The sequence below is a fragment of the Bradyrhizobium quebecense genome, assembly GCF_013373795.3.
GTDB classification, from domain to species: domain Bacteria; phylum Pseudomonadota; class Alphaproteobacteria; order Rhizobiales; family Xanthobacteraceae; genus Bradyrhizobium; species Bradyrhizobium quebecense.
This window is the reverse complement of sequence record NZ_CP088022.1, coordinates 6,968,288-6,982,557: the sequence shown is the minus strand read 5'-3', so window position 1 is coordinate 6,982,557 and position 14,270 is coordinate 6,968,288. Positions and strand designations below refer to the sequence as shown.

Annotated in this window: 11 protein-coding genes; 5 read left to right on the top strand and 6 right to left on the bottom strand. The window is 64.7% G+C overall.

Features of this window, described 5'->3' with window-relative positions; genetic code table 11:
* The first annotated feature begins 48 nt into the window (after positions 1–48).
* The 4 genes from HU230_RS33510 to holA all read left to right on the top strand — a co-directional run bounded on the left by HU230_RS33510 (position 49) and on the right by holA (position 6,288).
* Complete coding sequence (locus tag HU230_RS33510; protein WP_176534513.1) at positions 49–1,740, top strand: sensor domain-containing diguanylate cyclase; 1,692 nt, start codon at positions 49–51, stop codon at positions 1,738–1,740.
* Positions 1,741–2,079: 339 nt separating this feature from the next.
* Positions 2,080–4,704, top strand: coding sequence for a leucine--tRNA ligase (leuS, locus tag HU230_RS33505; protein ID WP_176534514.1), 2,625 nt, complete (start codon positions 2,080–2,082; stop codon positions 4,702–4,704).
* On the top strand, positions 4,691–5,248 hold the full coding sequence (lptE, locus tag HU230_RS33500) for an LPS assembly lipoprotein LptE (protein ID WP_176534515.1): 558 nt from the start codon (positions 4,691–4,693) through the stop codon (positions 5,246–5,248). Before leuS ends, lptE begins: the two co-directional genes overlap by 14 nt.
* Positions 5,249–5,256: 8 nt before the next feature.
* Complete coding sequence (gene holA / locus HU230_RS33495) at positions 5,257–6,288, top strand: DNA polymerase III subunit delta (protein ID WP_176534516.1); 1,032 nt, start codon at positions 5,257–5,259, stop codon at positions 6,286–6,288.
* Between the two features lie 123 nt (positions 6,289–6,411).
* On the opposite strand, the gene HU230_RS33490 is transcribed toward holA, so the two are convergent.
* The 5 genes from HU230_RS33490 to mnmE all read right to left on the bottom strand — a co-directional run bounded on the left by HU230_RS33490 (position 6,412) and on the right by mnmE (position 12,581).
* Entirely contained in the window at positions 6,412–7,299 is an 888-nt protein-coding gene (locus HU230_RS33490) for a ParB/RepB/Spo0J family partition protein (protein ID WP_176534517.1), read from the bottom strand.
* 141 nt (positions 7,300–7,440) lie between these two features.
* Positions 7,441–8,292 (bottom strand): ParA family protein, encoded by an 852-nt coding sequence (locus tag HU230_RS33485; RefSeq protein WP_176534518.1) that lies wholly within the window; start codon positions 8,290–8,292, stop codon positions 7,441–7,443.
* A gap of 31 nt (positions 8,293–8,323) precedes the next feature.
* Positions 8,324–8,989: a 16S rRNA (guanine(527)-N(7))-methyltransferase RsmG gene (gene rsmG, locus HU230_RS33480; RefSeq protein WP_176534519.1), complete on the bottom strand. Its 666-nt coding sequence runs from the start codon at positions 8,987–8,989 to the stop codon at positions 8,324–8,326.
* A 130-nt stretch (positions 8,990–9,119) separates the two neighbouring features.
* On the bottom strand, positions 9,120–11,003 hold the full coding sequence (gene mnmG / locus HU230_RS33475) for a tRNA uridine-5-carboxymethylaminomethyl(34) synthesis enzyme MnmG (RefSeq protein ID WP_176534520.1): 1,884 nt from the start codon (positions 11,001–11,003) through the stop codon (positions 9,120–9,122).
* 252 nt (positions 11,004–11,255) lie between these two features.
* Complete coding sequence (gene mnmE, locus HU230_RS33470; protein WP_176534521.1) at positions 11,256–12,581, bottom strand: tRNA uridine-5-carboxymethylaminomethyl(34) synthesis GTPase MnmE; 1,326 nt, start codon at positions 12,579–12,581, stop codon at positions 11,256–11,258.
* On the opposite strand from mnmE, the gene HU230_RS33465 reads away from it, so the two are divergent.
* The gene (locus tag HU230_RS33465; RefSeq protein ID WP_176528453.1) at positions 12,481–12,741 is read left to right on the top strand and encodes a hypothetical protein; all 261 of its coding nucleotides are present in this window, start codon (positions 12,481–12,483) and stop codon (positions 12,739–12,741) included. The two genes, mnmE and HU230_RS33465, sit on opposite strands and share 101 nt — an antisense overlap.
* Before the next feature lie 141 nt (positions 12,742–12,882).
* Here HU230_RS33465 and rho read toward each other — a convergent pair whose 3' ends face one another.
* Positions 12,883–14,148, bottom strand: coding sequence for a transcription termination factor Rho (gene rho, locus HU230_RS33460; protein WP_028341998.1), 1,266 nt, complete (start codon positions 14,146–14,148; stop codon positions 12,883–12,885).
* Positions 14,149–14,270 lie beyond the last annotated feature (122 nt).

Here is a 14,270-nt window from a genome sequence, read left to right as displayed (position 1 = left end):
GCTTTTTGAAGCCCTTCACTCTACCTTGCGCCCGGGCAAGGGACCAGAATGTCGGGCGTCACTTTCAACCGCAACCGGGTCAAACTCAAGAAGGTTCTGGGCATTCGTGCCCGGCTCGCCTTGCTTGCGGTGATGCTGGTCGCGCCCTTGATGCTCGATCGCGTCCGCACGCTGGAGAATTTCCGCTCAACGCAGATCGCGCAGGCCGCGGCAGGCTATGCCAACCTCACCGCGCACGCCGCCGAAACCCAGCGCGAGGTGGTCTCCTCGGTCGAGACCATGCTGAAATCGGCCGCCTATATCCGCGCTTCCGGCGGCATCGGGCAGAGCTGCGAGGTGCTGCGCGCCAGCCTGCCGACGGTGCTGCCATGGATCCGCAGCATCATGTTCGTCTCGAGAGACGGGCTGGTACAGTGTTCGACGCTCAACAGCCAGGTCGGGCTCAATCTCGGCGACCGCGAATATTTCAAGAAGGCGCAGGACAACCGCGGCTTCGTGTTCAGCGACTATCTGCGCGGCAGGACCAATGGCCGCCCGATGATGATGGCCGCCTATCCGGTGGCCGCGATCAATCCGGAGCTCGACTCCATCGTCGTCGCCGGCATCAATATCGACTGGCTGTCGCAGATCATGGCCAATCTCGGCGGCCAGCCCGGCATGTCGGCGGTTCTGGTCGACTCGACCGGCGTCGTGGTCGCAGCCCCCGCGGATCATGCGAGCCTGATCGGCCGCTCGCTCGACACCATCCCCTTGATGTCGGCGATTGCGGAGAAGGCGCTGAGCTACGACGAACCGTCAGGCTCGGTGTCGTTCACGGCGTCCGACGGCGCGCAGCGCACGCTGAGCTTCGCCCGCATCGCCGGAACGCAATCCCGCCTGATCGTGAGCATGGATGAGGCCAAGGTGACGGCGGCGATCAGCCGCGAGATCCGCACCGCCTATCTGCAGCTCGGCTTCGTCTGCCTCTTCGTTTTGTTGGGTGCCCTCGTCGGCGCGGAGCGGCTCGTCATCCATCCGATCGAGCTGATGACCAGCATGGCGCGCCGCTTCGGCGAGGGCGACTGGTCGGCGCGCGTCGCCAAGCACAGACTGCCGTCGGAATTCGTGCCGCTGGCGCGCGCCTTCAACGCGATGGCGGCGCAGCTCAGCCAGCGCGAGCGCGAACTCGTGGCGTCCAACGATCGTCTCACCGTGATGGCCTCGATCGATGCGCTGTCCGGCCTCGCCAACCGCCGCGGCTTCCAGAGCCGGCTCGATTTCGAGTGGATGCGGGCGCAGCAGTATGAATGCGAGCTGTCGCTGATGATGATCGATGTCGATCATTTCAAGCTCTACAACGACACCTACGGCCATCCCGAAGGCGACGTCTGCCTGACCCGGATCGGCGAGACGCTGGCCGGGATCGCCGCCGACACCATGGGCTTCGCCGGCCGCTATGGCGGCGAGGAATTTTGTCTGTTGCTGCCGAACACCGACGCCGCGCACGCACTCGCGATCGGCGAGACCGTGCGCACCGCAATCCTCGGCCTCGCCGTGCCGCACGCACCCTCGAGCCATTGCGTCGTTACCGTCAGCGTCGGCGTCGCGACGACAAAGCCGAACGAGACCCAGCGCCCCGGCGACCTGATCGAAGCCGCCGATGCCGCCCTCTACGCCGCCAAACGCCGTGGCAGGAATGCCGTGATCGAGCACGGGTTCTTGCAGACGCTGGATGAAGCGGGGATGGCGCTGGCGAGTTGAGCGGCGTCGCGAGGACGCGGAACCATGACCACCGGTGACGCCGCACCTTCGGTGTCGTCCTGGCGAAGGCCAGAACCCATTTCGCCCGCTGGTTGCGCGGAGCTGTGGCCGCGGTCCGTTATCCCAACAGAACCCTGTGGTTATGGGTCCTGGCCTTCGCCAGGACGACGGGGAGGCTGAGGGCGACGCCCCCTGCGACGGCGCAGGGCGGCTGCGCGACGGGATCGGGAGTTTGGAGCCCCCAAGCCGTTGACCCCATGGGCGATTTTATGGCCTAGTCCGCCGTCCCCGGATGGGACCCGAAAATCACCCAAAGCCACCCAGAATCCCTGCGATTTCATGACCTCCGAACGCTACAACGCCCGTGAATCCGAGCCCCGCTGGCAAGCCGCCTGGGACGACAAGGCGATCTTCGCCTCCAAAAACGACGATCCGCGGCCGAAATACTACGTGCTCGAGATGTTCCCCTATCCGTCCGGGCGCATCCATATCGGGCATGTCCGCAACTATACGCTCGGCGACGTGCTGGCGCGGTTCATGCGCGCCAAGGGCTTCAACGTGCTGCATCCGATGGGCTGGGACGCGTTCGGCCTGCCGGCGGAGAACGCCGCGATCGAGCGCAAGGTGGCGCCGAAGGCCTGGACCTACGACAACATCGCCGCGATGAAGAAGCAGCTCAAGTCGATCGGGCTGTCGCTCGACTGGTCCCGCGAGTTCGCGACCTGCGACCCCAGCTACTACAAGCACCAGCAGAAGATGTTTTTGGACTTTTTGCGCGCCGGCCTCGCCGAGCGCGAGAAGCGCAAGCTCAACTGGGATCCGGTCGACATGACCGTGCTCGCCAACGAGCAGGTGATCGACGGCCGTGGCTGGCGTTCCGGCGCCGTCGTCGAGCAGCGCGAAATGAGCCAGTGGGTCTTCAAGATCACGAAGTACGCGCAGGAGCTGCTGGAGGCGCTCGACGGTCTCGACCGCTGGCCCGACAAGGTGCGGTTGATGCAGCGCAACTGGATCGGCCGCTCCGAGGGCCTGTTGATCCGCTTCGCGCTGGATCCGGCGACGACGCCGGCCGGCGAGAACGAGCTGAAGATCTTCACCACGCGGCCGGACACGCTGTTCGGCGCCAAATTCATGGCGATCTCGGCGGATCATCCGCTGGCGCAGGCGGCCGCCGCGAAGAACCCGAAGCTCGCCGAGTTCATCGCCGACATCAAGAAGATCGGCACCGCGCAGTCGATCATCGATACCGCCGAGAAGCAGGGTTTCGACACCGGCATCAAGGCGGTGCATCCGTTCGATCCGAGCTGGAAGCTGCCGGTCTATGTCGCGAACTTCGTGCTGATGGAATACGGCACCGGCGCCATCTTCGGCTGCCCGGCGCACGACCAGCGCGACCTCGACTTCGTCAACAAATACGGCCTCGGCAACGTGCCGGTGGTCTGCCCCGAGGGCCAGGACCCGAAGACGTTTTTCATCACCGATACCGCCTATGACGGTGACGGCCGCATGATCAATTCGCGTTTCCTCGACGGCATGACGATCGACGAGGCCAAGGAAGAGGTTGCGAAACGCCTTGAGAGCGAGCTGCGCGGCAACGCGCCGGTCGGCGAGCGGCAGGTGAATTTCCGCCTGCGCGACTGGGGCATTTCGCGCCAGCGCTACTGGGGCTGCCCGATCCCGGTGATCCATTGCCCGACCTGCGACGTGGTGCCGGTGCCAGACGACCAGTTGCCGGTGACGCTGCCGGAGGATGTCAGCTTCGACAGGCCGGGCAACGCGCTCGACCATCATCCGACCTGGAAGCACGTCACTTGCCCGAAGTGCGGCGGCAAGGCGGTGCGCGAGACCGACACGATGGACACCTTCGTGGACTCGTCGTGGTACTTCGCGCGCTTCACCGACCCGTGGAACGAGACAGCGCCGACCACGCCCGCGGTCGCCAACCGGATGATGCCGGTCGACCAGTATATCGGCGGCGTCGAGCATGCGATCCTGCATCTGCTCTACAGCCGCTTCTTCACCCGTGCGATGAAGGCCACCGGCCACATCGACATGAGTGAGCCGTTCGCCGGCATGTTCACCCAGGGCATGGTGGTGCACGAGACCTATCAGAAGGCCGATGGCAGCTGGGTCACCCCGGCCGAGGTCAAGATCGAGGTCGGCGGCAACGGCCGCCGCGCGGTGCTGATGGCGACCGGCGAGGACATCGCAATCGGCCCGATCGAGAAGATGTCGAAGTCGAAGAAGAACACCGTCGACCCCGACGACATCATCGCAAGCTACGGCGCCGACGTCGCGCGCTGGTTCATGCTGTCGGACTCGCCGCCGGATCGCGACGTGATCTGGAGCGACGAACGCGTACAGGGCGCCTCGCGTTTCGTGCAGCGGCTGTGGCGGCTGGTGAACGAATCGGCGGAGATCGCGAAGGCGGCGCCGGCGGTCCGGCCGGGCACGTTTGGGTCCGAGGCGTTGGCGTTGCGCAAGGCGGCCCATGGCGCGCTCGACAAGGTGTCGTCCGGGATCGAGCGGCTGCATTTCAACGTCTGCCTCGCCCATATCCGCGAATTCGCCAATGCGCTGTCCGAGGTCCTGGCCAAAGGCGACAAGCCGGGGCCGGACGTCGCCTGGGCGGTCAAGGAAGCCGCGACCATTCTGGTCCAGCTGTTCTCGCCGATGATGCCGCATCTGGCCGAAGAGTGCTGGGTGGTTCTGGGCCAGTCCGGGCTGGTTTCCGAGGCCGATTGGCCGCAAATCGAACGCGATTTGCTGGTCGAAGACAGCGTGACCCTGGTCGTCCAGGTCAACGGTAAAAAACGAGGTGATGTTACCGTGCCACGGGCGGCGCAAAATGCGGATATAGAGGCTGCCGTTTTGGCGCTCGATGCGGTAAAAGCCGCACTGGGCGGCAAACCCGTCCGCAAGGTGATCGTGGTGCCCATGAGGATCGTCAATGTTGTCGGCTAGGATCAGGATCGCCGCCCGGCTCGTGGCCGTGGCAGCCTTGGCCGCGCTGACGGCTGGTTGCTTCCAGCCGATGTATGCCGAGCGCACCCTCGACGGTCAGTCGTCCGCCTTGCGCGAAAAGCTGATGGGCGTCGAGGTTCCGCCGGTCGACAAGGCGAACGCGTCCCGCGAGGCCCGGGTCGGCGTCGAAGTCCGCAACGCCCTGGCCTTCAAGCTCTACGGCACCGCCACCGGCGCGCCGCCGACGCACCGGCTGGTGCTGCGCTTCTATACCAGCCGCTCCTCGCTGATGATCGACCCGACCACTGCGCTGCCGACCAGCGAGAACTACGGTATCGATGCCCAGTTTAACCTGATCGAGATCGCGTCGAACAAGTCGGTCATGACCGGCACCACGTTCTCGCGCGTGTCCTATGACATGCCCGGCTCCTACCAGCGCTTCGCCCGCAACCGCGCCCTCCGCGACGCCGAGGACCGCGCCGCGCAGGAGATCGCCGACAACATCCAGACCCGCCTCGCCTCCTTCTTCTCAGCCGGGACCTGATCGCCGCATTGGTCGCGCTTCGCGGAAAAGAGATCGACAGCTTCCTCGCCCGGCCTGACGCCGGTCGCCCGATCATCCTGCTTTACGGTCCGGACCTCGGCCTGGTGCGCGAGCGCGCCGACGCGCTGATGGCCTCCGCCGTCGACGATCCCAACGATCCATTCTCGCTGGTGCGGCTCGATGGCGACGAGCTCGCCGCCGAACCATCGCGGCTGGTCGACGAGGCCATGACGGTGCCGCTGTTCGGCGGCCGCCGCGCCATCCGCGTCCGCGCCGGCTCGCGCAATTTCGCAAGCGGCGTCGAGACGCTGACCGAGACCACCGCGCTCAGGGATTGCCGCATCGTGATCGAGGCCGGCGAGCTCAGGCCGGAATCGCCGCTGCGCAAGATCTGCGAGCGCGCCAAGACTGCGGTCGCCATCGGCTGCTATCCCGACACCGAACGCGATCTGGCGAAGCTGATCGAGGACGAGCTGCGCGTCTCCGACCTGCGGCTCGCGCAAGATGCGCGCGCGGTGCTGATGTCGCTGCTCGGCGGCGACCGCATGGCCTCGCGCAACGAGCTGCGCAAGCTCACGCTGTTCGCGCATGGCAAGGATGAGATCACGCTCGACGACGTGATGACCGTGGTCTCCGACGCCTCCGAGCTGAAGCTCGATCCGATCGTCGACGGCGCGTTCGCCGGCAACGCCGCGCTGGTCGAGAGCGAGTTCACCAAGGCGATGGTCGCCGGCACCTATCCCGGCGTGATCATCTCGGCCGCGCAGCGCCAGGCGGCGTGGCTGCACAAATCGGCACTCGCGATCGCGGACGGCACGCCGGCGTCAACCGTACTCGAGGGCGGCTTCCCGCGGCTGCATTTCTCACGCAAACCGGCGGTCGAGATCGCGCTGCGCAATTTCACGCCGCCGCGGCTGGTGAACGTGATCGACCAGCTCGCGACTGCGGCGCTCGACATGCGCAAGCAGGCCGCGCTCGCCGCCGTCATTGCACAGCGCGCGCTGCTGTCGATCGCGGCGAATGCGAAGCGGCGGGGATGAGACACGATATTGGAGTGACGTCATTGCAAGCGAAGCGAAGCAATCCATCTTCCCGCATGCTCGGAAAGATGGATTGCTTCGTCGCTGTCGCTCCTCGCAATGACGGAGACGGATGTCGGCGGGCTAGCCGCCCTCCAGCCGCCGCACCACCTCGTCGAGCTGCTCGAGGTTACGGTAGCTGATCTGGACGGTGCCGCCGGGATCGCGATGGCTGACGGTGACGGCAAGGCCGAGCGCATCGCTGACGCGCTTCTCCAGCGCCAGCGTGTCGGCGTCCTTGTCGACCTTCGCGGCGCTGCTCCGCGGCTTCTGCGGCTTGCGCTCCGGCACGCCCTCCTCATGCGCCAGCGCCTCGGCCTGGCGGACGTTGAGGCCCTCGGCGACGATGCGCTTCGCGGCAGCGAGCGGATCCGGCACGCCGATCAGCGCGCGGGCGTGGCCGGCGGAGAGATCGCCCTTCGAGATCAGCGCCTGCACCTCGGCGGGGAGCTTGGTCAGCCGCATCATGTTGGCGACATGGCTGCGGCTTTTGCCGACGATCTTGGCGATGTCTTCCTGGCTGCGTTTGAACTCGTCGGCGAGCGCGTGATAGCCCAGCGCCTCTTCCATCGCGTTGAGGTCTTCGCGCTGGACGTTCTCGATGATCATGATCTCGAGCGCGTCTGCATCGCTGACCTCGACCGGCACGATCGGCACTTCATGCAGGCCGGCGAGTTGGGAGGCGCGCCAGCGGCGTTCGCCGGCGATGATCTCGTAGCGGTCCTGCACGCCCTTGATCGCGCGCACCACGATCGGCTGGATCACGCCGCGCGCCTTGATCGAATCGGCGAGCTCGCCGAGCTCGGTGTCGGCGAAGCTGCGCCGCGGATTGCGCGGATTGGCCTTGAGGAATTCGATCGGCACCTTGCGCTGCGTGCGCGGCCGCTCGACATGCGCGGCCGCCTCGCCGCCGACATCTCCGATCAGGCTTGCCAGCCCGCGCCCCAGTCGCGAACGCGCTTCATCGGCCATTGTTGCGAGCTCCCTTGGATTCACACGCAGTACTCCAGACTTGAATTTCAGAATCGTCGGATGGGCGGCGCGCCGCGAAACCCATCGCTCTCGTTGCGTGCCAGGATGGGGTTCGCTTCACTGCGCCCATCATCGGCATCGTCAGTGCGCGCGCAGCTCGCGCTCGCGCTGGATCACTTCGGTGGCGAGCTTGAGATACGCATCGCTGCCGGCGCATTTGAGGTCGTAGACCAAGACCGGCTTGCCGTAGGACGGCGCTTCCGAGATGCGCACGTTGCGCGGGATCATGGTGTCGTACACCTTGTTGCCCATGAACTGGCGCACGTCGGCAACCACCTGGTTGGAGAGGTTGTTGCGCGAGTCGAACATCGTCAGCACGATGCCGTGGATCGACAGGGTCGGATTGAGCGTCGAGCGCACCTGCTCCACGGTCTGCAGCAATTGCGACAGACCTTCGAGCGCGAAGAACTCGCATTGCAGCGGCACCAGGATCGCGTCCGACGCTGCCATCGCATTGACGGTGAGCAAATTGAGCGAGGGCGGGCAGTCGATCAGCACATAGGTGTAGTCGGCTTCCGGCGAGACGTTGTTGTTCAGCCCGGCAATCGCATCGCGCAGCCGGAACGCACGGCCCGGCGTGGTGCCGAGCTCGAGCTCGAGGCCGGACAGATCCATGGTGGAGGCCGCGATATGCAGTCGCGGCACGGCGGTCGCGACCACGGCATCGCGCAGCGGCGCCTCGCCGATCAGCACGTCGTAGGTCGAGCAGTTGCGGCTGCGGCGATCGATGCCGAGCCCGGTCGAGGCGTTGCCCTGCGGATCGAGATCGACAATCAGGACTCGCTCGCCAATCGCAGCGAGTGCGGTACCAAGATTGATCGCTGTGGTGGTCTTGCCGACGCCGCCCTTCTGGTTGGCGAGCGACAGGATGCGCGGATGGCCAGGCGGATGGGACGCCTTATCCTCTTGATAAACCTCGTCCATCACAGTCATACCAAAATACCATTTGCTCTTGCGGAGTCCCCTAGCGCCGCTCGATTGACCCGAGTTCGACGATCCAGCCCTGTCCGCCGGTCCGGCTGGAGTGTAGCTTTGCCTCAATATTCCAATATTTAGTGGCCTCGGTCAATTCGGCCTCTACATCTTGACCCTTCAAAAACAGCGCCTTCGCGCCCTTTTTGACCCACGGCTCTGCAAAGCCGATGAGTTGATGTAACGGAGCCAGCGCCCGCGCGGTGACGCAATCGATGGGACCTGCGATTCTATCCACAGTATCCCCGATATCAGCCACATGCACCGTCCCCGGTGACGCCGTGACCCGTATCGCCTCGCGCAAGAATGCGGCCTTCTTGGCGATTCGTTCAACCAGATGGATCCGTGCGCCGGGTGTCTCGGCCAACGCACAGGCGAGCACGACGCCCGGAAAGCCGCCGCCGCTGCCGAGATCGACCCAGGATTTTGCCGAGGGTGCGAGGTTCAGAAGCTGCAGCGAATCGGAGACATGCCGCGTCCAGAGATTCGGCAGCGTGGAGGGCGCGACGAGATTGGTCTTGGCCTGCCACTCCAGAAGGAGGGCGACGTAGCGATCGAGCCGCGCCTCTGTTTCACGTGAAACAGGCGTGAGCGCGAGCGCTGCGGCCTTGTCCTTGGCGGAGGCGCTGAGTTCGGCGGATTGCGGGGCTGGAGCCATTCTTGGTGCAGGCCGTTTGTCTGACGTGGTGAAAGCCGGGTGCGACGCCGACAAGCGGCACGTGGGTCGATTCGGGTCGATTCGCCTTCACAAAAGATAGGCGCTCACCCTTCGTGTTTCACGTGAAACGTCAGGCGGTCGCCTTGGCCGATTTCCGTCGTGCCTCGCGCCGCAGATAGGCCGCCAGGATACCCAGCGCCGCCGGCGTCACGCCGTCAATCCGGCCCGCCTGCCCGACCGTCCGCGGCTGCGCCTTCTGCAGCTTGGCGCGGGCCTCATTCGAGAGACCCGGCACGTCGGCATAGTCGACATCGGTCAGGACGAGGCTCTCGTCACGCCGGAAGGCGTCAACGTCGGCGGTCTGGCGCTTCAGATAGACATCGTATTTGGCATCGATCTCGAGATGCACCGCGATCGCAGGGTCAATGGCCGACAGCTCCGGCCAGATCGCCTGAACTGCGGGCCACTCGATCTCCGGGTAGGCCAGCAGCTCGAAGGCGGACCGACGATGACCGTCGCGATTGAGCGCCAACCCATGCTTGGCGGCCTCATTCGGTGTGATCGCAAGCGACTTCGCCAACGCCTTGGCCGCGCCCAGCGCCGCCATCTTGGTCCGGTGACGTTCCGCGCGCGCCGTTCCGACGCATCCGAGCGCGTTGCCCTTGTCGGTCAGCCGCTGGTCGGCATTGTCGGCACGCAGCGTCAGCCGGTATTCGGCCCGCGAGGTGAACATCCGATAGGGTTCGGTGATCCCGCGGGTCACGAGGTCGTCGATCATCACCCCGAGATAGCCGTCGGCGCGGTCGAACACGATCGGATCGGTCCCGCCGGCGGCCAGCGCAGCATTGAGCCCGGCAACAATGCCCTGCCCCGCCGCCTCTTCGTATCCCGTGGTGCCATTGATCTGGCCAGCCAGGAAAAGTCCGCGCAGACGCTTGGTCTGCAAGGTCGGATCGAGCTCGCGGGGATCGACGTGGTCGTATTCGATCGCATAACCCGGTCGGACCATCCTCACTCGTTCGAGGCCAGGAATGCTGGCGAGGATCGCGAGCTGGACCTCTTCCGGCAGCGAGGTCGAGATGCCGTTGGGATAGACCGTGCTGTCGTCGAGCCCTTCCGGCTCCAGGAAGATCTGGTGGCCGTCGCGATCGCCAAAGCGGACGATCTTGTCCTCGATCGAGGGGCAATAGCGGGGCCCGGAGCTCTTGATTTGGCCGGAATACATCGGCGAGCGATGCACATTGGCCCGGATCACCTCATGGGTCGCCGGCATGGTGCGGGTGATGCCGCACTGGATCTGCGGGGTCGTAATCCGGTCCGTCATGACCGAAAACGGCTCCGGAGGCTCGTCTCCGGGCTGCATTTCGACCGCGGACCAGTCGATCGTGGTGCCGTCGAGGCGCGGAGGCGTCCCGGTCTTGAGCCGGCCGAGCACGAAACCTGCCCGTTCGAACGAGGCAGACAGACCCATCGCCGGCGCCTCGCCGACCCGGCCGGCCGGCCAATTCTTCTCGCCGAGATGAATCAGACCGCGCAAGAAGGTGCCGGTCGTGATAACAACGGCATCCGCTGAAAGCTGACGGCCATCACCCAGGCGAATGCCGGTCACGCGCCCATCAATGACAATCAGCTCGTCCGCCTCGCCTTCGATGACGGTCAGGTTCGCAATCTCTGTGATCGCCGCCTGCATCGCGGCCGCATAGAGCTTGCGGTCGGCTTGGGCCCGGGGCCCACGGACCGCCGGACCCTTCCGGCGATTGAGCATGCGGAACTGGATGCCGCCGGCGTCGGCGACCCGGCCCATCAGACCGTCGAGTGCGTCGACTTCGCGGACCAGATGGCCCTTACCGAGGCCGCCGATCGCGGGATTGCAGGACATCGCGCCGATGGTCGTAAAACGATGGGTCACCAAGGCTGTCTTCGCACCCATCCGGGCGGCCGCACTCGCGGCCTCGCAGCCGGCATGGCCGCCGCCGATGACGATGACGTCAAATGTGTCTGCCCTGGAAGTCATGGCGGACTTCTATCGCGGAGTGATGAAAGCCGGAAGAACGAAGTTGGGTCGCGGGCCCGAGAACCAATCCTGGGTCGAGATATGGATTGATTCCGCCTTCGGGGACAAGTCGCTTCGTTCGCACTGACGGGAGCGGACCTGTTTCACGTGAAACAGGTCCGCTCATACCGCGACATTTGTTTCACGTGAAACAGGAGGAAGTGTCCTTAACCAGATCTAAACCATGTTTCACGTGAAACAGATGGGCGCCCGCTACTTCCCGACACAGAACTCGCGGAAGATGACGTCCAGGATGTCCTCGACATCCACCCGACCGAGCAGATGTCCGAGCGAATAAGCGGCCCTGCGAAGTTCCTCGGCGGCGAGTTCCTCGCCCTGCCCGACCACATCGATGCTGCGCCGGAGAGATTCGACGGTCTCCTCAAGCATTCTGCGCTGCCGCGTGCGGCTGATCAGACCGCCCTCGCTGGTCGCGAAATAGTCGTGAGCGAAACCGACCAGTGCGGCGATCAGTTCGGAGAGGCCGTCGCCGCGGGCCGCCGAGATCCGGAACTCGGCGTAACTGCTGTCTTCACCCGACGGGGCCCTGACGAGGTCGATCTTGTTCCGCACCAGCCAGGTTGGCGTCGTTCCGCCATGCCCCACCTTGTGGCCGCGGCTGTCGGCCAGCCACAGCACGAGATCGGCTTCCGCGGCGCGGGTCCGGGCGCGGCGGACACCCTCCTGCTCCACCGGGTCGTCGGTCTCGCGGATCCCGGCGGTGTCGATGACCGTGACAGGATAGCCATCGAGATCGAGCTGCACTTCGATCACGTCGCGGGTGGTGCCGGCATGCGGCGAGACGATCGCGACCTCGCGCTTGGCAAGCTGATTGATCAGGGTCGATTTGCCGACATTCGGCGGACCTGCGATCGCGACCACCAGGCCGTCGCGCAGCCGCTCGCTTTGGCCCTGCCCCGCAAGCACCTGTTTGATCTCATCATACAGCGCCCGGATCTTCTCGAGCGCCGGCGCGATCAGCTCCGCCGGGATATCGCCTTCATCGGAGAAATCGATGCCGGCCTCGATCAGCGCGGATGCCGCGATGATCCGCTCGCGCCAGTCGCGCGCGCGATCGCCGAGCAACCCTTTCAGCTGGCGCAGCGCCTGGCGCCGTTGGCGATCGGTATCGGCATGGATCAGATCGTCAAGGCCCTCGGCCTCGGTCAGGTCGAGCTTGCCGTTCTCGAATGCCCGCCGGGTGAACTCGCCCGGCTCGGCCGGCCGCACATTCTCGAACGCCGCGATGGCATCGAACAGCGCGGCCAACACCGCGCGTCCGCCATGGACATGAAATTCGGCCACGTCCTCGCCGGTCGCACTCGCCGGACCCGGGAACCACAACACGACCGCATCATCGATCGGTTGATGGTTCGAATCGCGGAGCAACGCGCGGGTCGCCATTCGCGGGACCGGCGTCTTGCCCACCAGTCCTGCAATGACCGACTCGGCCATTGGGCCAGACAACCTGACTATGGCGATCGCACTCGGTGGCCGCCCGGAGGACAATGCGAAGATGGTCTGGTCGCGCGGATGCATCGCCTATTTCTTCCAGCAAATCGGCAAAGGCAATGCCGCTTCCATTTCGCGTGCCATGCCGCAAATATACTGCAATGCAACAGAGCCCATCTGGTTGCGACAAGCGCGCGGCAATCTTTGCTGCACTACCGCTGACCAGACCATAGTCTATAAGGAATAAAGATGAATTATATCAGATATTTATGTGAATATTCGGTGAGCCGAACCAGCCCAAACCATGCTGCGCCCTACTGCAGCAAATCCGCAGCATAAAAAAGGCGCCCCGTTTGTGCGGAGCGCCCTATTCGGTTCGGCCGTGGCCTCAGGTGTTCATGGAATCGAAGAATTCCGAGTTGCTCTTCGTGTTCCGGAGCTTGTCGAGCAGGAAGTCGATCGCGTCCATGGTGCCCATCGGATTGAGGATGCGGCGCAGGACGTACATCTTCTTCAGCACCTGCGGATCGGTGATGAGCTCCTCCTTACGGGTGCCGGAGCGGGCAATATCGATCGCCGGGAAGGTCCGCTTGTCCGAGACCTTGCGGTCGAGGATCAGTTCGGAGTTACCGGTGCCCTTGAACTCTTCGAAGATGACTTCGTCCATACGGCTGCCGGTGTCGACCAGCGCGGTCGCGATGATGGTCAGCGAACCGCCCTCCTCGATGTTGCGCGCGGCACCGAAGAAGCGCTTCGGGCGCTGCAGGGCGTTGGCGTCGACACCGCCGGTCAGCACCTTGCCGGATGACGGCACCACGGTGTTGTAGGCCCGGCCGAGGCGTGTGATCGAGTCGAGCAGGATCACGACATCGCGGCCGTGCTCGACGAGACGCTTGGCCTTCTCGATCACCATCTCGGCGACCTGAACGTGACGCACGGCGGGTTCGTCGAAAGTCGACGACACCACCTCGCCCTTCACCGAGCGCTGCATGTCCGTGACTTCTTCCGGACGCTCGTCGATCAGAAGCACGATCAGATAGCAGTCGGGATGATTGGCGGTGATGGAGTGCGCGATGTTCTGCATCAGCACCGTCTTGCCGGTGCGCGGCGGCGCCACGATCAGCGCGCGCTGGCCCTTGCCGATCGGCGCGACGATATCGATCACGCGGGCAGAGAGATCCTTCTTGGTGGAATCCTCAAGCTCCATGCGGAAACGCTGATTGGGAAACAGCGGCGTGAGGTTGTCGAAATTGACCTTGTGCTTGGCCTTCTCGGGATCCTCGAAGTTGAGCGTATTGACCTTCAGCAGCGCGAAGTAGCGTTCGCCTTCCTTCGGGCTGCGGATGTGCCCTTCGATGGTGTCGCCTGTGCGCAGGCCGAAGCGGCGGATTTGCGAGGGCGAGACGTAGATGTCGTCGGGACCAGGCAGGTAGTTCGCATCGGGCGATCGAAGGAAGCCGAATCCGTCGGACAGCACCTCCACGACGCCCTCGCCGACAATGTCGGTCTCGGCGGCGGCGAGGTTTTTGAGAATGGCGAACATCAGCTCCTGCTTGCGCATGGTGCTGGCATTCTCGACCCCGTTCTCTTCCGCGAACGAGACGAGCTCGGCCGGCGTTTTCGATTTGAGGTCCTGGAGTTTGATTTCCCGCATCGGGGTCGTCCTGTGAGGAAGTAAGTAGGGAAGGGGTGCGAGGTGGCTTGGAAAAAGCGGACGCCAAAGGAAGGTCCGCAGGTCTCAGCCAGGAAAGTGCCGTTTGGGCTTTCAAACCTGAT

Coding starts and splice junctions, on each gene's coding strand:
- HU230_RS33510 (WP_176534513.1), top strand. CDS start 49: ATGTCGGGCGTCACTTTCAACCGCAACCGGGTCAAACTCAAGAAGGTT.
- leuS (WP_176534514.1), top strand. CDS start 2,080: ATGACCTCCGAACGCTACAACGCCCGTGAATCCGAGCCCCGCTGGCAA.
- lptE (WP_176534515.1), top strand. CDS start 4,691: ATGTTGTCGGCTAGGATCAGGATCGCCGCCCGGCTCGTGGCCGTGGCA.
- HU230_RS33490 (WP_176534517.1), bottom strand. CDS start 7,299: ATGGCCGATGAAGCGCGTTCGCGACTGGGGCGCGGGCTGGCAAGCCTG.
- HU230_RS33485 (WP_176534518.1), bottom strand. CDS start 8,292: ATGACTGTGATGGACGAGGTTTATCAAGAGGATAAGGCGTCCCATCCG.
- rsmG (WP_176534519.1), bottom strand. CDS start 8,989: ATGGCTCCAGCCCCGCAATCCGCCGAACTCAGCGCCTCCGCCAAGGAC.
- mnmG (WP_176534520.1), bottom strand. CDS start 11,003: ATGACTTCCAGGGCAGACACATTTGACGTCATCGTCATCGGCGGCGGC.
- HU230_RS33465 (WP_176528453.1), top strand. CDS start 12,481: ATGACCGACTCGGCCATTGGGCCAGACAACCTGACTATGGCGATCGCA.
- mnmE (WP_176534521.1), bottom strand. CDS start 12,581: ATGCATCCGCGCGACCAGACCATCTTCGCATTGTCCTCCGGGCGGCCA.
- rho (WP_028341998.1), bottom strand. CDS start 14,148: ATGCGGGAAATCAAACTCCAGGACCTCAAATCGAAAACGCCGGCCGAG.